Here is a 20,771-nt window from a genome sequence, read left to right on the forward strand (position 1 = left end):
ATTTATAAAATTATACTTTACTTAAATCAACATAAGCTTTTTGATAGCCTTTAACCATTTTTGAAATCGTAAACGTGCTCAAAAACTTTTGATATCCATATTCACCCATAAGCAGGCGCTGCTCAACAGCATCTTCTAGCTTGGCCAAACTATTATAAATAGATTCTTTATTGTTTATATCAAGTAACAGCCCATTGACATCATGTTCTATCAACTCAGATGTGCCCGCAATGTTTGATGCAACGCATGGTTTTCCACTCGCCATTGCTTCTATAAGAGTCACAGGTAATCCCTCTCTATCACTCACCAAAACAACAACATCACACTTTTTATAGAGCAAGGGAGTATTTCGCTGAAAGCCTAAAAAAGAAATTTTATCATAACAGCCTAAGTCTACGGCTTGTTTTTCGATGCCTGATCTAAGAGGACCATCACCCACTAGCATTAAGCGCCAGTCTCGACCTAACTTTACAGAATAATCTAGTGCCTCAATTAATAAATCATGGCGCTTATGCGGGATCATTTGAGCAAACATAGCAATGGTAAATGGCCGATCAGAAGATAAGGTATCCGGAATAAATTTTTCTTCATTAGACCCATTATACACAAGAGAGACTTTATCTTTTGGGCAGCCTTCAATATACAAACACTCTTCACCTGACTTACTTATCGCAATCATCGAATCACAAAAATTCTTTGTGAGATAATCCATAAAGAGATATAGATTTTTTTTGAATTGACCACAGGTAAAGTCACTAATTTGAACCGCACGTGTTACAACATTTTTTATACCGCAAAACTTTGCTGCGATAGTTGCAATAAAGTCTGTATAAACAGGCCCCTGAGTATGAATAACGTTGATATTGTATTTCTTAATAATATTAACTAATTCAATGAGTGTAGAGATACGTTTTTTGTCCGATACTGAGAAATCGATCCACCTAGGATACTTTCTCATCTCTGATGCCAAGCTTCCGTCACTAGAATACGCTACAAATACATTAACCTTATCTTGATCCCAAAACGGCAAGGATTCGAGAACCCTGACTTCAGGGCCTCCCACCCCTCTAGAAGAACCATTGCTAGAAACCGCTATAGATACCAACTGCAAGACATTGACATTGGATCTTTTACTTTGGATCATGATTTTAACAACACCTTATAACCTCAGCTATTAAATGCCGGTATATAATTTGAAATTAACACTTAAGATTATAGTTGCTATATTCTTTAAGCAATAATTCAAGTTTTTCGGTACTAGCCCGAGCCATATTAACTCGATTTTTTTCTAGAAATTTTTGTAGCATGAAATGAGTTTGAGTTTCCACCGTATGCATCTTTGCAAAGGCCAACCCTGACTTAATACAACTCGTCCGTAGACAATTATCTTCAATCATACGGCTGATAGCAGCTGCTAGTATTCTCGGCTTCTGTGGAGGCACCAAAAGGCCAGTTTTTTCATGCTGAATAAGGCTTTTAATTCCCCCTACATCGCTAGATACGATGGGTAGGCCTCTAGCCATTGCCTCAACTAGCACTTTAGGGGTCCCTTCCCAAATAGATGAAAAGACGAATACATCAGACCGGTCAAAATAACTCCACAACTCATGACCATGCTCGACTGTATCAATCCAGTTAATTTGATCATTAACCTTTAACGACTCTGCTAAATCTTTCAGTTCACCAAGAAGAGCTGGATCTTGCTTTCCAATACATGTTAAGAAAACTTTTCTAGGAGAAATTAAGAAGTTTAGTTCGTACAAGGCTTTAATTAAAAAGCAATGCCCCTTTGCACGAGTTATCCTTCCAACATGAAGTAGGTATAGGGGGGCATCCTCTTTATTCAACGGGAATTCTTTAAAAGATACAACGTCATCTGCATGTATTGACGAACTAGCCCATTCATAGACAGCAGGTCGATCTGAATAACGGTTATAAAGCTCTCTCCCTTGAGGAAAGCAAAGTGAATATTTTGTAATATAACTTTCAAACCAAAGATAGAGCTTAATCCAACCGTAAAGCCCTTTCTTTATAACACCCTTAGTTTTTGTATTTCCCGGTGCTTTTAAAAAAGCAAGCCAATCTGACTGCATAGAAACAAAATGCGGTTTCTTATAAAAATAAGACCAAAAACAACCCGAAACGCCGGTCATATCTGGTATACGTGGATTGACAACATCACTGTCTGAAATTGCCCGCCTCATTTTAAAAAAAACAAGCGGCCATTTACATAATAGCTGCAATTCATTATCGTAGGATGGAAGATGAGTAAATGTCAGCTTCGGATGTTCCATTGGATACATGCCTGGAAGCTCTTTATCTGTAACAGGAACACAGAGGTTAATTTCATCAAAGTATGGAGTAAAACTATTTACATACTCCCCAAACCCTCCATATGTCCAATAACGCCCATCGTAAAAGCAAAACTTTTTCTGAGACACAATAGACAGTTTCATAAAACTCCTAAAATTCTATAAACTTTGACAGAATTAAACAACCGTGCCTTCCATATATAATAATTTACACTAGATTGTTAAAATAATAATATCCATTATTAGATCTAACAATCTTCAGAAGCTTTATACTTGTAACAATATATAAACAAAGAGCATTTAACTTAAGCTGATTAAATTATTTCCTTAGAACAACAAAGATAGACCAGCAAAAAAACCTGGTTATCAGCCGAGTTTTGAAAAATCTACCAAAATACTTATTAAGCATCCGCTGATAGTATAATAGAAATATAGATGGGACCGGTAACATAAATGGAAGTAATAGACCCAACGTATAAGTTGAGTATGAGATTGTGAGATAGGGCCTTATCCAATAAAGAATATCTTTCTTCTCACATAAAAACCCTACCTTCTTATATAATTCTTCAAAGCCCTTTTCATCAATAAATATATCTTTATGACCTTTCTTTCCAAAACAGTATCTAATAAACCCAACAAGAAAAACCTGAAGATTTAGTGCTACCGACTCTTTATTAGGCGTAGTTAATACAACAACACCACCAGGCTTTAGAATACGATAGATTTCAGACAACATTTTATCTTTATCTTCAACATGCTCAATAACCTCAATCGAAGTTATTATATCAAAGGTTTCATCAGCGAAAGGTAGGTCGCCACTTTCACCATCAACTAAATCAAAACTCACTTTATCCAGATTACTATTGGCCTTTGCCTTCGCTAAAGCTTTACGACTAACATCTACTCCATACAAATCTATCTCTGCTTGAATACCAAGTAAATACTCAATAAATGCACCATCATTACAACCAACATCACAAATTTTTAGGCTATCCGTATCACTCTTTAATCTCAAAGCATGGTGTTCGACTAATTCTAATACATCAGTTTTTTTTTGCTTAAATCCGAGTGAGTTAAAAGAATCACCAGCAACTAAATCTGCACGACCTGAACTATTACGATCAAAATAGTCTGAAACGTAGTTGTTAAATGATGATTTTTTAGCCATAAGAACCTCGATTAAAATTTTTTTTCGAAGAATAACAAACAACTAAGAACAAGCAGAAATATATGATAAAACTTGATACAGCAGCTCCCTGTAATCCATACTCAGTTATCATAACATACTGTAAAAACACACCTAAAAAACTCACCAACACTATAATTTTAGTATAAGTAGCGACTTTATTAGAAAGTATAAAAATATAGTAACCTGATATTGCCTGAACAGTGTGTAGTATTAGACCTAATGACAACCAAATTAAAATACTCCCATATTCAACCAAGTCTTCATCAACAAAATTCAGAAGATCATATGAAAAAATCATATAAGTAAGGAAAACAGCAAGTGATAATAAAAGATAAATAGAAATAGACACATAGTATACATGCTTGAAATCATTCATGGATTCTTTATCCCAATGATCACTAAGCAGGGGAAAACTAATAAAAGAAACAGGCTGAGAGACCAGCTTAATAACCGAGGCCAACTTGTAAATAGCAGAATAAATACCCAGTGCCGCATTCCCTAGTACAGCACTTATTATAAATCTATCTGCGTTATGCGCGAACCAAAGTGCAATGTCTTTAGGTATAAGAGTGAGACCAAGCTTTAGTCTTGATATAATTAGCGGCAAAGAGACACTTTTTAATGAAGGGCGAACAATTAACAATGCTAAAGTTAATGAAACACATCTAACAAGCAAGTATAAATCAATAACAAAAACCAAGCTAACATCTATTCCAATAATAAAGACAATTAATAATATAAAAAACTCTAAAACCTCGAATGATATTACATATAAAAATATTTTTGAGTATTCCTTCAAACATCTAAACTGAGCTACAACAATTAACCTGATACTTTCAAATATTGCTATTACAATAACATAAAAATAAAAGCCTTGTTTTATATTTAATAAAGGAGAGAAAACTGAACTAAATAATGACCAGACAGAAAGAATTAGTAGCGATGATGACAATATGATAACAAGTGCTATTGTTAGTTCTCGAACTCGATCTTCCGAGCTACTAAAGTGCCTAACTAAACAAACATTCATTCCACAGTTAATAAACATTGAAAGATATGAACTAACCAAGAGAAGCAACACATATGAGCCATAGGATTCAATTCCTATTAAAGAAATTAATATAGGTACGAGTGCTACTGATTTACCTTTCTCAGTTATCGTAATTGAACTACCTGTCAAAAAACCTCTAAAAATTTTTTGAGATTTATCAAATACTATCCTCATAGTCAATACAAAGAACTCTTTCTATAAGACTTCAATATCAATTCCTGTCACAGTCCTTATTCTCTATTCTTCGTAAACACAAAAAATATAGTTTCTGATGACCAACTATTTGGTAGAAGCTTAGCTATAATTCTTTCTAGATAACTTTCAGATGGATAATAATAAGAAATATTTAAGTTATACTCCTTTTCATCCGCCAAGGCTTTCATAAAACACTCTGCCTCCACAAGATTAAACAGCCAACGATGCCTAGCCCCGCCACTTTTAGAGTTATCCTTGGTAAGTCTATACTTGTTAGACAAAGGTCTTCCCATAACAAATCGATATCGCATAACAGCACTATAAAGATTGGGCAGTGCGATAACAGCCCCTTTACTTATCCGCAGCATTTCCAACACAGCTGCATATATATCATCAGTATGCTCTGCTACATCAAGCGCCAGCAAAACATCAAACTGCTCATCAGCAAAGGGGGTTTCACAAGATATATCAACTAGCTGATCAGCACATGATGCTGGGTCTACATCAATTCCAAAGTAACTATTAGATGAAAAATAGCTTTTCATAACAGCATCTCGGCAACCTACATCTATAATAGTCGAGCCAGCTGCAAAGTGCTGATTAACTAATTTTGAAGCATAACTATATCTATTCATTATCAAGAAGATCCATCAGATTTCTCATGACCAATAGCTAATATAAATTTATTATACCCTAACATAGAGCCGGCCCCAAAAATCTGAACAGCGCTATAAGTGGAATCTCCGCCTGATTTAGGGCACGGTGGTGCCCGTTAACAGGAGATTTACCATGGCAAGACGTCCTCGTCGTAACCACTCACCCGAATTTAAAGCCAAAGTGGCTATTGCCGCCCTCAAAGGCGAACAAACAGTTGCCGAGCTTGCACAGCGGTTCGATGTTCACCCAAACCAGATCTCTCAGTGGAAGACGCAGCTGCTTGAGCACTCTGCTGAAGCCTTTGGCGGCAACGAATCCAAAGAGCCTCCGGTTGATGTCAAAACCTTGCACGCCAAAATCGGACAGCTCACACTGGAGAACGATTTTTTAGAAGGCGCGCTCACCAAGGCGGGATTGCTGAGCGAAAAACGATGATCGACCGCACACACAAGCTGCCTATCACTCAGCAGGCCAAGTTGTTGTCGATCAGTCGCGGTAGCGTCTACTACAAACCCAAGCCCCTCAGTTCTGAAACACAGGGTTTAATGAATCGCATTGACCGGTTACATCTGGAACTGCCTTTTGCAGGCAGTCGCATGCTACGCGATCTGTTACGCCGTGAGGGATATCCAGTTGGTCGTAAACGAGTTGCCAGCCTGATGAAGCTGATGGGTATCGAGGCGTTGTATCGAAAACCCAAGACGACACAGCGCCATCCAGGACACAAAGTTTACCCCTATCTGCTTAGGAATATAGCAATCACACGAGCCAATCAGGTCTGGGCCATGGATATTACCTACATACCCATGGCCCGTGGCTTTGTGTACTTGGCGGCAGTGATTGACTGGCATTCTCGTCGAGTTTTAAGCTGGAAGCTCTCTACCACCATGGATGTTCACTTCTGCCTTGACGCTGTTGAAGAGGCTCTGGAAAAGCATGGCGCACCAGAAATCATGAATACCGATCAGGGCAGCCAGTTCACCAGCTTGGCGTTCACCGAAATGTTGAAAGAGAACAATATCCGTATCAGCATGGATGGAAAAGGTTGCTGGCGCGACAACGTGTTTGTTGAAAGGCTCTGGCGCTCCGTGAAATACGAAGAAGTTTATCTGCATGCCTACGACACGGTCTCAGCAGCAAGAGCCGGGTTGGATCGGTACTTCCGATTTTACAACAGCCGGCGTCCGCACTCGAACCTTGACCGGAAAACACCGGATGAGGTTTACTTTAATCACCCACCGCTATCCTTGGTGGCTTAATCCCAGGTAGAGATCCACTTATAGAATCGGGATTAGTTGTTCAAAGGAATGGGGCCGGCTCTCATGAACTATCATAATTTATATCGACAAATTTAAATTTCAAGCAGGACCTTTTCTATAAATCATTTTATGTTCAACGCCCCATTTTAAACCCAATAAATCTATTTACGATTATTTATTCCTGAAAGTACGTCAGTTTTCTAGCTATCTAATGAATTATTCCTAGCCCTCAACTACTATCTCAGACAACCAATATTCACTAATAAAACTAACATCTTCGACTTACTCACGCTCTTTAACAAGCCGAAATGCATCCCTTAGCAAGGCCTAACTAATATTAGATACTCCGGATAAATCGCTCACCACTAACTAGTCTTCTGGCCTTCATGCCAACTTTTTCATCGATAAGGAAATATTTTCAGGATACAGACCTTTTCAAGGGCCTGAACAATACACACCCATGAACCATCTGCTTAAAGACTGCTCATTTCACTATTCTTCGGTTGCCAGAATCCACAAATGCATAGCTTTCTTCAAAATGAAGCAGACAATGCATCTGATTAATATTTCAATTCCTGTCCTCAAAGATCGTAAAGCTACGGACCATAACTTTTTATGTTTACGCCAATACGCGCCTTCATCCCTAGCCGGCGCTCCAACCTTAAGCCATGCTTAAAAATTCACAGTTTGAAGAATACCCGACTTGTTTCTTAGTCGACCGGTTAACTTAGATAATACAGCGCCCATTAACGCATTTAACTTCATCTGCAAACCCGATTTCTTCAATTAGATATGCAGACACATCCTCTTAGAGCTTGCTTGCAAGACTTTGCCTCCAGCTGATGACATAAATCTTATGCAGTTCTACTGCCTAGAGCCCCATATCGCAGTGCATATACACACTGCATGAATTGATATAAATAGCTAGCTAGCTGTGTAACAATTATTCTCCAGGCGGTAACTTCAAATCACAGAGATCAAGCCTGTTCATGGAAAAAAATCAATACACGCCAAAAGCCCTACTTTGTGAATATGCAACGCTTGCTAGACTCAATCAGAAAAAGAGTGGCTGATCTATACCATTTCCGGGCATCAAAACGCGTACTTCCCCATGCGCGGAAACTTCTGAGCAACCCTTAAACCCTATAAAACTCCCGGTACCAATCGATAAATCGCGCCACCCCAGCTTCCACACTAGTAGCGGGTTTATATTCAACCCAATCAACCAACGACTGTACATCGGCATAAGTATCGGGGACATCACCAGGCTGCAATGGCAGTAAATTCATCTCAGCTTTCTTACCGAGGGCCTTTTCAATAGCGCCGATATAATCCAATAGCTCAACCGGGTTCTGGTTGCCGATATTGAATACTCGCCAGGGAGCTTTACTGGTCGCCGGATCAGGCTTCATTCCCGTCCAATTGGGATCGGGTTCGGCGATTCGATCCAAGGTACGAACTATTCCCTCAACAATATCATCAACATATGTAAAATCACGACGGTGCTTGCCGTAGTTGAAGACGTTAATCGGTTCACCCGCCAGTATGGCCTTGGTGAACAGGAAAAGCGCCATGTCCGGGCGTCCCCAGGGTCCGTAAACGGTAAAGAAGCGTAGTCCGGTAGTCGGCAGGCCGAATAGATGACTATAGGTGTGAGCCATCAATTCATTGGATTTTTTTGATGCTGCGTAGAGTGATAATGGATGGTCAATATTGTCATGCTCGGAAAAGGGCATCGATTCATTGGCCCCATAGACTGAGCTTGAAGAGGCGTAGACCAGATTCTCCACCTGGTGGTGACGACAGCCCTCTAGGATATTCAGAAAACCGACGATATTGCTATCGATGTAGGAACGCGGATTTTCAAGGCTGTAACGCACCCCGGCCTGTGCGGCCAGGTGAACGACACGATCAAACTGTTCGTCAGCGAACAGTCTTTCCATACCGTTTTGGTCAGCAACATCCATTTTGACAAATGTGAAAGCCTCATCCCCCAGCAGCCTATCCAGGCGAGCCTGCTTCAGGCTGACATCGTAATAATCGTTGAGATTATCCAGACCGACGACTTGATCACCACGATCCAGTAGAACGCGACTTACATGGGAACCGATAAAGCCTGCAGCTCCGGTGACTAGTACTTTCATTTGGCTTTCCTTTTCGCTGCTGTTTAATTGCTGCAAAGATGATTAAAGTCGTGCGTCTACAGCTGTCACTGGCAACAGATGCTTGATGTCATAGAGCACGGAATTCTGTTTACCCAATGCTTTAATAGCCTCAACACCTAATTCCTGAAACTCATGGTGGGCAACCGCGAGGATGACCGCATCGTAACCGCCTTGTTCCAGCTCCGAAACCAGCTCAATACCATACTCGTGCTGAGCCTCTTCGGGGTCAGCCCAGGGATCATAAACGTCAACACTGGCGTGGTACTCTCCCAGTTCCTCAATCATGTCCACGACCCGGGTATTTCGAAGATCAGGGCAGTTTTCCTTGAAGGTCAGCCCCAGAATCAATACGCGACTGTCGACCACCTGTATCTTCTTCTGGGTCATCATCTTGACCACTTGGGACACCACATGGGCCCCCATACCATCATTTAGGCGACGACCTGCCAGAATAATCTCAGGATGGTACCCGATCGCCTGAGCTTTGTGGGTCAGATAGTAGGGGTCAATACTGATGCAGTGTCCGCCGACCAGTCCCGGCTTAAAGGGCAGAAAGTTCCACTTGGTTCCTGCAGCCGCAAGAACCTCACCGGTATCGATACCCAAGCGGTTAAAAATAATCGCCAACTCGTTCACCAGTGCGATATTCAGGTCACGCTGGGTGTTCTCGATAACCTTGGCCGCCTCTGCAACCTTGATGGAACTGGCACGGTGAGTTCCAGCAGTGATAATGGAACCATAGAGCGCATCGATTCGCTCGGCAGCCTGCTCCGTCGACCCCGACGTAACCTTCAGGATAGTCTCCAGCCGATGGGTCTTATCACCCGGGTTGATTCGCTCCGGGCTGTAGCCCACCGTGAAATCTACGTTAAAGGTAAGGCCGGAAACCTGTTCCAGAATCGGAACACAGACCTCTTCGGTAGCGCCGGGATAAACTGTCGATTCGTAGATCACCGTGTCGCCAGCATTCAGCACGGCACCCACGGTTTCCGAAGCTTTCCGAAGCGGTGTCAAGTCGGGTTGCTTATGAATATCAATCGGGGTGGGGACCGTGATGATATAGTGGTTACAACCGCGTAGCCTCTCCAGCTCACAGCTGAATTCCAGTTGCGCGACCGTCGCCAGCTCTTCCTGGCTTACCTCAAGGGTATCGTCACGCCCTTGCTGCAGCGCGCTGACCCGTTGTGGGTTGATATCAAAACCCAGGGTCGGGTATTGCCGCCCGAAGGCAACAGCCAGCGGAAGTCCGACATACCCCAGTCCAATAACGGCTATCCGTTGCTGATTTTGTTCCATAACCCTGCTTTACAACCTCTTTTCCAATCCAATTCTTTTCGCTGGCAACTCATGCACATGATCCAGCAAGTCCTGATTCTCGCATTGAGGCTTGAACCCATTAACCTGCTCCAGCATCAACTGGCGCAATCCCAGCACATTCTGCTGTGCTACCAGCTCCTGCACCCGCTTTACCAGCAGGTCCAGCTCTGTCGCTCCCGGCCCTGCTTCGTTTGCCACCCATATACGCTCATGGCTACTGATACTGACATCATCACCGATCAGCAACTCTTCAAACAACTTTTCACCGGGCCGAAGTCCAGTGTAACGAATTTCGATCCCCAGCTCGCCCTCAGCTTGGACTCGATAACCGCTCAAGCGGATCATTCTGCGAGCCAAGTCATTAATCTTCACCGGTTCCCCCATATCGAGAACAAAAAGCTCCCCGCCCTGTCCCATCGCTCCGGCCTGGATCACCAACGAAGCAGCTTCCGGGATCGTCATAAAATAGCGGGTTATTCGTCGATCGGTAACTGTTATCGGCCCACCCTGCTCGATCTGCTTCCGAAACAGCGGAATCACCGATCCCGAAGAACCCAATACGTTGCCGAATCGGACCATCACAAAGCGTGTGGCCTTGTTCGACGAATGCTGCTGCAAGCCCTGCAGTACCATTTCCGCCAGTCGTTTACTGGCTCCCATCATATTGGTCGGACGAACGGCCTTATCGGTGGAGACCAACACAAACCGCTCAACGCCGGCATCCATCGCCTCTCGAGCCAGCTCCCAAGTCCCCAGCACATTATTACGAATCCCAGGAACCACATTTTGTTCCACGATAGGAACATGCTTGTAAGCAGCCGCGTGAAACACCACTTCCACGCTAAACTCCCGAAGTATTCGCCGTACCCGCGCAGAATCTGTTACCGAGCCCAGCACAGGAACGAGCTCAACACTCAAGCCGTAGTGATTCTTGAGCTGTTGTAGCTCTGCTTCTATCTGATAAAGACCAAACTCATTTTGTTCCAGCAGCAACAACCGCGACGGCAGTTGTAATAGCAATTGACGGCAAAGCTCGGAGCCAATCGACCCCCCGGCACCGGAGACCAGCACCACTCGCCCCTTGACCGACTGTTCCAACAATACAGGATCTGGCTGAACCGGAGCCCTGCCGAGCAGATCTTCGAGCTGCACTTCGTTCAACGAGGTCAGATCCGCTTTGCCAAGCACGATTTGATCCAACGACGGAATAGAGCGCACGATGACATCCACCTGCAGCAACCCTTGCAGGATTCGACGTCGATCAGGTGCTGTCAGCGCCGGCATCGCCAGCAGCACCTCCAGCGATTCATAATCTCTGGACAGCGTTTTGATCACATCAGCGCCACCGAGAACCGGAAGATCGGCAATCTGCTGGCCTTTCAGCGCCGCATTGTCATCGATAAACCCCAACACTCTGAGATCGGAGCTTTGGGACAACGAGCTGGCCAGCTGATAGCCTGCCTCACCGGCTCCGTAGATCAACGCATAATGATCGCCTTTACGCCGAAAGGTACCGGCGATAAACCAGCGAAAGACCTGCCGACTACCACCCACCAGAATGCAGAGCACCATCCAAAAAATAAACGGTAACGACCGGGGTGAAAACAGCTCCCAGTGAAAAAAATTGGACAGATAAAAGGGCAACATCGACCAGGCAATTGCCACCAATGCATTGGCATAAGCGATGGTCGACATGGCCCGATGGCCGATATATCGAATTACCGCCCGATACAGCCCGAGGCGGATAAAAATTGGTACGGCGACCAGTGGAGCACAGACAAACAACCACCACTGATTTCCGCTCGGCAAGTAGAACTCACCGAGCCGCAGCGAAAATGCTATCCAAAGCGCCAGAATGACCAGAACGGTATCCATCAGCGCTATCACCACCGCTTTCTGGTAGCGGTGCAAGGAAAGCAGCGTCGATATCATCCGCGTTTGAATCCGTCCAAGCTGCGACCTCGCCCCATACCGTAATAGATAAACCCTTGATCCCCCATCTGCTGGGGATCAAACAGATTTCGACCGTCAAAGATGACCATCTCTTTTAAGCGCTGGTGAAAGCTATCGAAATCCGGCGTTCTGAAGCTCGACCATTCGGTACAGATAATCAGTCCATCTGCCCCGTCAAGGGCCTCATCTTGAGAGTCACAAAGCAGTAACTCTTCACGATCGCCGTAGATTCGGCGGGTTTCTGCCATCGCTTCAGGGTCATAGGCTCTGACCCGTGCGCCAGCCTGCCACAACTGTTCCATCAGCACCCGGCTGGGAGCTTCGCGCATATCATCGGTATTGGGCTTGAACGCCAGTCCCCACAAAGCGAAGGTGCGCCCCTTTAGATCGCCATCAAAATGGCTGCAAACCCGCTGATACAGTTTCGATTTCTGGCGCTGATTCACCGCCTCAACAGCGCCGATCAACTGCGCCTCATAACCAACTTTCTGCGCCATCCGTTCGATCGCCTGGACATCCTTCGGGAAGCAGGAGCCACCGTAACCACAACCCGGATAGATGAAGTGGTAACCAATTCTGGGGTCCGATCCGATCCCCTGGCGAACCAACTCAATATCAGCCCCCAGGTGCTCAGCCAGATTGGCCATCTCGTTCATAAAGCTGATTTTGGTTGCCAGCATCGCATTGGCGGCATACTTGGTCATCTCTGCCGAACGGGGATCCATAAAGACCAGCTTGTCGCGCATCCGATTAAAGGGAGCATAGAGCTCGGTCATCTGCTTGCGGACCCAGTCCGACTCGGTACCAACAATGATCCGATCCGGTTTCATAAAGTCGGCAACCGCATTGCCCTCTTTCAGAAATTCCGGATTGGAAGCAACCTCGAAGTCCAGCGACAACCCACGCAACTGCAGCGCTGCGCCAATAGCGTCCTGCACCAGATCCGCCGTCCCTACCGGCACGGTCGACTTGTTCAGTACAATTTTGGGCTGTTCCATCAGCTCACCGACTCGGCTAGCGACCGCCAGAACATAACTGAGGTCAGCGGATCCATCCTGATCCGGCGGTGTTCCCACCGCAATAAAGATCACTTCGGCATAGGCCACGGCTTCAGCGGCATCGGTAGTAAAGTGCAAGCGTCCGGCTTCAACATTCTTGCTTACCAGCGACGACAAGCCCGGTTCATAGATCGGAATTTCGCCGCTGTTGAGCCGGTCAATCTTGTCCTGATCAATATCGACACAGCAGACCCGATGACCAGAATCGGCCAGACAAGTACCGGTTACCAACCCAACATAGCCGGTACCAAAGATCGTTACATTCACAAACTATTTCCTAATCAATCTAATTCGCTACATCGTCTAGCCTTGTATGACTATACGCAAAGGCTACACCGCCGAAACCATGGCGGACGACCGATACATCATTCCAGTGCAGGACCACGAACGCTCTATTCACGGACTTTCCTGGATTCACCAAAGCCCGCGGGTATCAACCACCACTTTACTTGCCAGTTGCGGCTTCGGTACCGATTTGAACTCCGAATGATCAACAAGCGCCACGACCAGATTAGAAGCCTCCATCGCCTCTTCGAGGCTGACCAGCTCAATCCCGAGATCGGATAACTGCGGTGGCAACTGATTGATATTGGGTTCAACCGCCAGGATTCGGCCAATATTTTGCTGGGCCAGCTCTGCCACAATTTCCAACGCGGGGCTTTCACGCAAGTCATCGATATCGGCCTTAAACGCTAGTCCCAAACAGGCGATCACCGGCCGTTTAAACTGATCAGCCGCCTCTTCAACCTGTTGAATCACATAGCCGGGTTTACCGTCGTTGACATCACGAGCCATCCGGATCAGGCGGGCTTGTTCCGGCGCGCTACTGACAATAAACCAGGGATCAACCGCAATGCAGTGCCCCCCGACACCGGGTCCCGGATTGAGAATATTGACCCGAGGATGACGATTGGCCAGCTCAATCAGCTCCCAGACATTCACCTTGAGCTTATCGGCAATCAGTGACAGCTCATTGGCAAAAGCGATATTCACGTCGCGGTAGGCATTTTCCGTGAGTTTACAAAGTTCAGCCGTACGCGCATCGGTCGTGATGCACTCTCCGCGAACGAAGGTTTTATATAGTTCACGCGCCCGCTCGGAGCAGCTGGGACTCAACCCTCCGATAACCCGGTCGTTGGCCACCAACTCGTGTAGCACGTGCCCAGGCAGGACACGTTCCGGACAGTGGGCCAGATTGATATCGGCCCGTTCACGGCTGTTGTGTGGAAAGTGGAGATCAGGTCGCAGCTCGGCGAGCCAGCAGGACAACTGTTCGGTAGCGCCAACCGGCGAGGTTGATTCGAGCACGACCAGGTTACCCTTCTCAAGCACCGGTGCAATGGCCTCAGCGGCTTGGCGGATATAACTTAAGTCGGGCTGGTGATCATCCACAAAAGGCGTCGGCACCGCGATCATAAAGGCATCTGCCGGCTCAGCTACCATGGTTGCCCGCAGCTTGCCGGTGGTTACCACCGCTTTGACGATGATATCCAGGTCCGGCTCGACAATGTGCACTTCGCCACGATTGATCGTTTCAACCGCCTTCTCGGTTACATCCACACCAACCACGTCGATACCCCGTGAGGCCAAGACCGCGGCCGTGGGGAGGCCGATATAACCGAGTCCGATTACCGAAACTTTCTCAAACGCCATAACTCAATCCTTCTGTGATCCTTCCTGCAACTCTAACCTGCAAACGCTTACAATCGTCTCAACCGGCATTTAAATCCGCTGCCAAAATCGTGCGGATTCGTTCACTGGCCTGACCATCACCATAGGGATTATGGGCCACGCTCATGGCTTGATAGAGGTCCACATCATCCAGCAGTCGGTTAACCCCCTCTACGATACGATCCCGGTCTGCCCCCACCAGTCGAACAGTGCCGGCTTCAACCGCCTCCGGACGTTCGGTGGTATCGCGCATCACCAGAACCGGTTTACCCAGCGACGGCGCCTCTTCCTGAATCCCGCCCGAATCCGTTAGCAACAGATCAGCGCGCTGCATCAAGTAAACAAAGGGTAGATAGTCCTGCGGTTCGATCAGATGCACCCGATCCGCTTGGGCGAGTATCCGCTTCACCGGTTCCTGTACATTCGGATTCAGATGGACCGGGTAGACGATCTGCAGATCGTCGCGCTCAGATAACTGCAGCAACGCCTCACAGATCTGTTCAAAACCGCCACCAAAACTTTCCCGTCGATGACCGGTCACCAACAATAAGCGTCGCTGCGGATCGAGAAAATCAAATTGCTGTGCAAAACGGCTCGATATCGACGGGTCCGCACCGATTTTATCGCGCACCCAGAGTAACGCATCAATCACGGTGTTGCCGGTCACATGGATAGTGTCTTGGGCTACCGATTCATTCAGCAGATTCTGGCGTGCCTGTTCAGTCGGGGCAAAGTGGTAACGGGTCAAGGCGCCGGTTAGTTTGCGGTTGGCTTCCTCCGGCCAGGGGGAGTAGATATTACCGGCCCGTAGCCCGGCTTCGACATGAGCCACCTCTATCTGCTGATAGAACGCAGCCAGACTGGCCGCAAAGGTGGTCGTCGTGTCCCCATGGACCAACACCAGATCGGGCTTGAAATCTTTAAGAATGGGTTCGAGCTTTTGAATCACCGCGCAGGTGATATCGGTCAACGTCTGTCCGGCTCGCATCAGGTTAAGGTCGTAGTCGGGCTCAATCTCAAACAACGACAAGACTTGATCCAACATCTGCCGATGTTGAGCGGTGACGCAGACGCGGGCATCAAAGTGATCCTGCCGCTGCAAGGCCTTAACCACCGGCGCCATCTTTATCGCTTCCGGGCGAGTCCCGAACACTAGCAGCAGTCGTTTTGGAGCGCTCATTCTCTCGATTCCCTGACAGAAAAAAGAGCGCATACTTTAGCAGCTGTCAGGGCCCGGATACACCGTTAATCGGCCACAGAGACTGTACCCAGCCCGGGCATTCCGATGGGGCGCGACAGATGAAGAGATCGGTGATGGTTCTAGAAAACGCAGAGCACTCCGGAAGACGCCGCGATCAACAGCGTCCCCCGAAAAAGATCGAAGCAGAAGCGAATACCCTACCGCAAGATCAACCGTTCCGCTCAGCCAGTGTTGAGATACACCAGGATGTGAACGCAGCCTTATCCCGCGGACTGGCGCACTGTAGGGGATCCGGCGCACCTTCGAGCAAGCGGTGCACGACCATCTCACCCTGCTGAGCAAAAACTGAGTCCAACTCCTCTTCGCTCAGCGGAGCCACGAAATAATCCAAGTCCATTGCATCACCCGGAATTTGATCCCGACTGAACGAACTCCGCTCATAACCATGCTGGAATAATTGGCCTTCGTGATACTCAACCCGACACTGCCCTTCAATATCAGAAAAGCGGGGGCGGTAGACTTCGATTGTACGACCATGAATTTGCAACCCAACCACCGTTGCGGCCTGCTGTTCTTGAGCATGTTGTAATGCTGCATGCAAGTCCATGAGCTAAACCCTCATATTTCTTATAGTTTTGTAGTTTGTTGTATTTGGAAGCCCAACTACCTTACCAGCCCAAGCAAAAACAACTATTGGCGATTGGTCTAATCGCCTCTAAAACCCCTATGATTACTGGACCGAGCCAACTTGAAAACGGCTCATGACGCAGCGCAAAAATCGATACTTATAATGTAGCCAAACTACAAAAATTCATTGTTTTGCCTCTGAAATGAAAAAGCCCCGCCGGTTTCCCGGCGGGGCTTTTTAAAACGATCGAGCTAGTGGATCAAAGCTGCTCGACATCAAACTCCGCTACCGGGCTGACATCGGCGTCATAATCCACCCCTTCGATACCGAAGCCGAACAGACGCAGGAACTCGTCCTTATAACCGTCGTAGTCGGTCAGATCACGTAGATTATCTGTGGTCACCTCGGCCCAGATATCACGACAGTCACTCTGAACATCGTCACGAAGCTCCCAGTCGTCCATCCGAATCCGGCCCGCTTCATCGGTCTGAGCCGCCGAACCGTCGGCCTTATAGAGCTGGGTGCTGAACAGACGTTCGATCTGCTCCATACAGCCTTCATGCAAGCCTTTATCCTTCATGACCTTGAAGGCCATGGCGATATACAAAGGCATCACTGGAATTGCCGAGCTGGCCTGAGTTACCACGCTCTTGAGCACGGCGATATTGGCCGAACCACCCTGCTTGGCCAGTCGAGCATTGATCTCGGTGGCTGCACGGTCCAGGTCCTTCTTGGCCTGACCCAAGGCGCCTTCCCAGTAGATCGGCCAGGTCATATCGGTACCGATATAGCTGTAGGAAACCGACTTACAACCCTGAGCCAGCACACCAGCCTGGTCCAGCGCGTCGATCCACAGTTCCCAGTCTTGGCCACCCATCACCGTCACCGTGTCGGCAATCTCCTGCTCGGTGGCGGGCTCGACTTCGGTCTCGATGATCACATCTTTGTTGGTATCAACCGCGGTAGAGCGGTAAGTCTCACCGATCGGCTTGAGGCAGGAGCGCACCAGCTCACCGCTATCCGGCAATTTACGAACCGGCGAAGCCAGCGAGTAAACCACCAGGTCAACCTGACCCATCTCCTCTTTGATCAGCTCGATCGTCTTCTGCTTGGCTTCGTGGGAGAAAGCATCGCAGTTCAGGCTCTTAGAGTAGAGACCGGCTGCTTTTGCTGCTTTATCGAACGCCGCTGAGTTATACCATCCGGCAGTACCGGCTTTCTTTTCGGTCCCCGGCTTTTCGAAGAACACGCCGAGGGTCGCCGCACCGGCACCAAAGGCCGCTTCGATCCGTGAGCAGAGGCCGTAACCGCTGGAAGAACCGATCACCAGCACACGCTTGGGTCCGTTCTCAAGCTTGCCCTTGGACTGGGTGTAAGCGATCTGCTGCTGAACGTTGGCGTCACAGCCGACGGGATGGGTAGTGGTACAGATAAAACCGCGAATTTTGGGTTTGATGATCACGTGCGACTCACCTTATTGATTTGCAAAATAGAGAGCAGAAGGCGGATTATACCTGTTTGCGGCCCCGGCTGGCGAGGTGGATCGACGGGCCGCGATATCGAGTCCGCCACGAAGCGCTAACACCCCAAGATCCTGTCGAGCTGCTCAAGTTCGACCGACTGTTCCAGGGTGTCTGCCAGGCGTTCGATTCCCCGTTGTTGTTCGGCGCCGATATCCAGGTCGTCGCTCTCCTTCAAGCCGGCCCACTGCAATAGTCCCTGCAAAGCCTCAGGATGATCAAACAAACCATGCAGATAGGTCCCCAAAATCTGTCCGTCGTTTGAGCAAACCCCATCGCTTCGCAAACCACCCTCGGCATCCCTCAACGACAGTAATCCCTGCTCAAGCCCTTTCCCTTGACTGACACCGGCATGGATCTCGTAGCCGGCAGCCCGGTAGCATTGACCGTTCAGCAACAGCTCGCCCTCAACCCGATGCAGCTGCTTCTGGGTTTCCAACAGGGTTTCAAATTCCAACAGCCCCAGCCCCTGGTAACTCTGGGCCGGCCCTTCCAACCCCTGGGGATCATGCAGTAGCTGTCCCAGCATCTGAAAGCCACCACAGATGCCGATCAGCTTGCCACCGTAACGCAGATGGCGCTGAATTTCGTTCTCCCAACCCTGCTCACGCAGCCAGATCAGATCCAGCCCGACACTCTTGGAGCCGGGCAAGACAATCAGATCCGCTGCAGGAATCGCTTGGCCGGCCCGGACAAAACTGATCTCAACCTGCGGATGCAACCGTAGCGGGTCGAAATCGGTGTGGTTGGAGATCCGCGGCGGCACCGGCACCACCACTTTCAGGACCTGCTTCTCAGTATCCAGCGCGGAGCTCCAGGCCAGTGCGTCCTCGGCTTCCAGGTAGAGCCCATGCAGATAGGGCAATACCGCCAGGACCGGCTTCCCGGTTCGCTGCTCCAACCAGTCGATACCAGGCTGCAACAACGATTGATCGCCACGAAAACGATTAATCACAAACCCTTCAACCCTGGCCTGCTCCGAGGGCGACAGCAACTCCAGCGTACCGACCAGGTGGGCAAACACGCCTCCCCTGTCGATATCAGCGACCAGTATCACCGGGCAATCCACCGCTTCGGCAAACCCCATGTTAGCGATATCGCGATCGCGCAGATTAATCTCGGCAGGGCTGCCGGCTCCCTCGACGACCACATAATCATACTGTTCCAGCAGTCGCTGATGGGACTCGAGCACCGCCTTCATCGCTTGCGGCTTGAAATCGTGATAGACCCTGGCCTTCATCTGCCCTACCGCCTGGCCCTGGATAATCACCTGGGCGCCGGTATCACTGTTGGGCTTGAGTAATACCGGATTCATATCGGTATGGGGCTCAAGACCACAGGCTTTGGCCTGGGCCGCCTGAGCTCGACCGATTTCACCGCCATCGACGGTGACCGCACTGTTGAGCGCCATATTCTGCGGTTTAAAGGGCGCGACTTTCAGCCCCCGGCGAGCCAGCAAGCGGCACAACGCGGTGACCAGCGCTGACTTTCCGGCATCGGAAGTAGTGCCCTGAACCATCAGGGTCGAGCGTTTCATGCGTTCTACGGGCTCCTATCGAGGCTTGATCTGGCCGGGTTGGCCGTTATGATGAGCGCGCACTTTAGCAAAAAGCCACCGCCGCCTGAACACTGAAAACCGGATCCTCATTTGAACCCTCTGCTTCTCGTCACCGCCGTCATCGGCGGCGCACTGCTGCTGGACCTGCTGCTGGGAGAACCGCGCCGCCTGCACCCCCTGATCGGCTTTGGCCATCTGGTCAACCGGTTAGAGCGGCGGCTGAACCTCGCATCCGTTAGCCCCTGGAAGCGCCAACTCGGCGGGCTGCTGGGGGTAATGCTATTGGCGCTACCCTTACCGCTGCTGCTGCTCTGGTTACTGCCACAGCTATCACTGGGATTGACGGTAATCATCGAACTGCTGGGGCTCTACCTATGCCTTGGACGGCAAAGCCTGGCCCAGCATGCCCGCAATATTGGCAAGCCTCTGGCCGCTGGCGACCTGGATAAAGCCCGCCTGCACACCAGCTATATCGTCAGTCGCGATCCCGCCCGGCTCGATAGCGCCGGCATGAGTCGGTCTGCCATCGAGTCGGTGCTGGAAAACGGTAATGATGCCTGCTTCGCCACCCTGTTCTGGTTTCTAATCGGCGGTTTACCGCTGGCACTGCTGCACCGCCTGGCCAACACCTTGGATGCGATGTGGGGTTATCGCAACGATCGCTTTACCGATTTCGGTCGGGCCGCCGCTCGCTTCGATGATCTACTCGGCTGGCTACCGGCCCGGCTGACGGCAATCAGCTATGCCCTCGCCGGTCGTTTCTCTCAAGGGATCGACTGCTGGCGCCGGCAAGCACCGCTGCATGACAGCCCCAATGCGGGACCGGTGATGGCAGCCGGGGCTGGCGCCCTGGGAATTCGACTGGGTGGCGCCGCCTGGTACGGCGATCAACTAAAGGCACGGCCGGAATTCGGCTGCGGGCAAGCTGCCGATCCAACGGGGATCGAACGGAGCATCGACCTGGTTAACCGCAGCTGCCTGCTATGGCTGGCGCTACTGAGCCTCATCGCGTTACCGCTGGCACTGCTGAACTGAGG

General features: G+C 48.7%; 16 protein-coding genes. 2 read left to right on the forward strand and 14 right to left on the reverse strand.

Features of this window, described 5'->3' with window-relative positions; all coding sequences use genetic code 11:
- Positions 1-10: 10 nt before the first annotated feature.
- From ACO05M_RS15410 to ACO05M_RS15430, 5 genes are all read right to left on the reverse strand, one after another.
- Positions 11-1,144, reverse strand: coding sequence for a glycosyltransferase (locus ACO05M_RS15410; protein ID WP_421864786.1), 1,134 nt, complete (start codon positions 1,142-1,144; stop codon positions 11-13).
- A gap of 55 nt (positions 1,145-1,199) precedes the next feature.
- Positions 1,200-2,456 carry a glycosyltransferase gene (locus tag ACO05M_RS15415; RefSeq protein ID WP_421864788.1) on the reverse strand — a complete coding sequence of 419 codons (1,257 nt, stop codon included), beginning with the start codon at positions 2,454-2,456 and terminating at the stop codon, positions 1,200-1,202.
- Between the two features lie 175 nt (positions 2,457-2,631).
- A complete protein-coding gene (locus ACO05M_RS15420; protein WP_421864791.1) occupies positions 2,632-3,480 on the reverse strand; it encodes a class I SAM-dependent methyltransferase in 849 nt (282 codons plus the stop codon).
- The gene (locus ACO05M_RS15425; RefSeq protein WP_421870755.1) at positions 3,473-4,726 is read right to left on the reverse strand and encodes a lipopolysaccharide biosynthesis protein; all 1,254 of its coding nucleotides are present in this window, start codon (positions 4,724-4,726) and stop codon (positions 3,473-3,475) included. The genes ACO05M_RS15420 and ACO05M_RS15425 overlap by 8 nt, the downstream gene beginning before the upstream one ends.
- Positions 4,727-4,782: 56 nt before the next feature.
- Positions 4,783-5,382 (reverse strand): class I SAM-dependent methyltransferase, encoded by a 600-nt coding sequence (locus tag ACO05M_RS15430; protein WP_421864794.1) that lies wholly within the window; start codon positions 5,380-5,382, stop codon positions 4,783-4,785.
- 154 nt (positions 5,383-5,536) lie between these two features.
- On the opposite strand from ACO05M_RS15430, the gene ACO05M_RS15435 reads away from it, so the two are divergent.
- A protein-coding gene (locus ACO05M_RS15435) for an IS3 family transposase (RefSeq protein ID WP_421864797.1) occupies positions 5,537-6,663 on the forward strand; the annotation gives its coding sequence in 2 pieces (ribosomal slippage) (positions 5,537-5,786 and positions 5,786-6,663; 1,128 coding nt in all).
- A gap of 1,136 nt (positions 6,664-7,799) precedes the next feature.
- Here the strand turns inward: ACO05M_RS15435 and ACO05M_RS15440 are convergent.
- From ACO05M_RS15440 to ACO05M_RS15480, 9 genes are all read right to left on the reverse strand, one after another.
- Entirely contained in the window at positions 7,800-8,807 is a 1,008-nt protein-coding gene (locus tag ACO05M_RS15440; RefSeq protein WP_421864799.1) for an NAD-dependent epimerase, read from the reverse strand.
- A 42-nt stretch (positions 8,808-8,849) separates the two neighbouring features.
- Positions 8,850-10,124 carry a Vi polysaccharide biosynthesis UDP-N-acetylglucosamine C-6 dehydrogenase TviB gene (tviB, locus tag ACO05M_RS15445; protein ID WP_421864802.1) on the reverse strand — a complete coding sequence of 425 codons (1,275 nt, stop codon included), beginning with the start codon at positions 10,122-10,124 and terminating at the stop codon, positions 8,850-8,852.
- Positions 10,125-10,133: 9 nt separating this feature from the next.
- A complete protein-coding gene (locus ACO05M_RS15450) occupies positions 10,134-12,077 on the reverse strand; it encodes a polysaccharide biosynthesis protein (protein ID WP_421864804.1) in 1,944 nt (647 codons plus the stop codon).
- Positions 12,074-13,423 (reverse strand): UDP-glucose dehydrogenase family protein, encoded by a 1,350-nt coding sequence (locus tag ACO05M_RS15455; RefSeq protein ID WP_421864808.1) that lies wholly within the window; start codon positions 13,421-13,423, stop codon positions 12,074-12,076. The genes ACO05M_RS15450 and ACO05M_RS15455 overlap by 4 nt, the downstream gene beginning before the upstream one ends.
- A 147-nt stretch (positions 13,424-13,570) precedes the next feature.
- On the reverse strand, positions 13,571-14,809 hold the full coding sequence (gene wecC, locus ACO05M_RS15460) for a UDP-N-acetyl-D-mannosamine dehydrogenase (RefSeq protein WP_421864811.1): 1,239 nt from the start codon (positions 14,807-14,809) through the stop codon (positions 13,571-13,573).
- A 58-nt stretch (positions 14,810-14,867) separates the two neighbouring features.
- Positions 14,868-16,007: a non-hydrolyzing UDP-N-acetylglucosamine 2-epimerase gene (gene wecB, locus ACO05M_RS15465; RefSeq protein ID WP_421864813.1), complete on the reverse strand. Its 1,140-nt coding sequence runs from the start codon at positions 16,005-16,007 to the stop codon at positions 14,868-14,870.
- Positions 16,008-16,236: 229 nt separating this feature from the next.
- Positions 16,237-16,635: a hypothetical protein gene (locus ACO05M_RS15470; protein ID WP_421864816.1), complete on the reverse strand. Its 399-nt coding sequence runs from the start codon at positions 16,633-16,635 to the stop codon at positions 16,237-16,239.
- Positions 16,636-16,915: 280 nt separating this feature from the next.
- Positions 16,916-18,118, reverse strand: coding sequence for an enoyl-ACP reductase FabV (gene fabV, locus ACO05M_RS15475; RefSeq protein ID WP_421864819.1), 1,203 nt, complete (start codon positions 18,116-18,118; stop codon positions 16,916-16,918).
- A gap of 116 nt (positions 18,119-18,234) precedes the next feature.
- Positions 18,235-19,713 carry a cobyric acid synthase gene (locus ACO05M_RS15480; RefSeq protein ID WP_421864822.1) on the reverse strand — a complete coding sequence of 493 codons (1,479 nt, stop codon included), beginning with the start codon at positions 19,711-19,713 and terminating at the stop codon, positions 18,235-18,237.
- Between the two features lie 111 nt (positions 19,714-19,824).
- Here ACO05M_RS15480 and cbiB point away from each other — a divergent pair, with 111 nt between their 5' ends.
- Positions 19,825-20,769 (forward strand): adenosylcobinamide-phosphate synthase CbiB, encoded by a 945-nt coding sequence (cbiB, locus tag ACO05M_RS15485; RefSeq protein ID WP_421864825.1) that lies wholly within the window; start codon positions 19,825-19,827, stop codon positions 20,767-20,769.
- Positions 20,770-20,771 lie beyond the last annotated feature (2 nt).

The organism is Motiliproteus sp. (assembly GCF_965230735.1).
Classification (GTDB): Bacteria; Pseudomonadota; Gammaproteobacteria; order Pseudomonadales; family Balneatricaceae; genus Motiliproteus.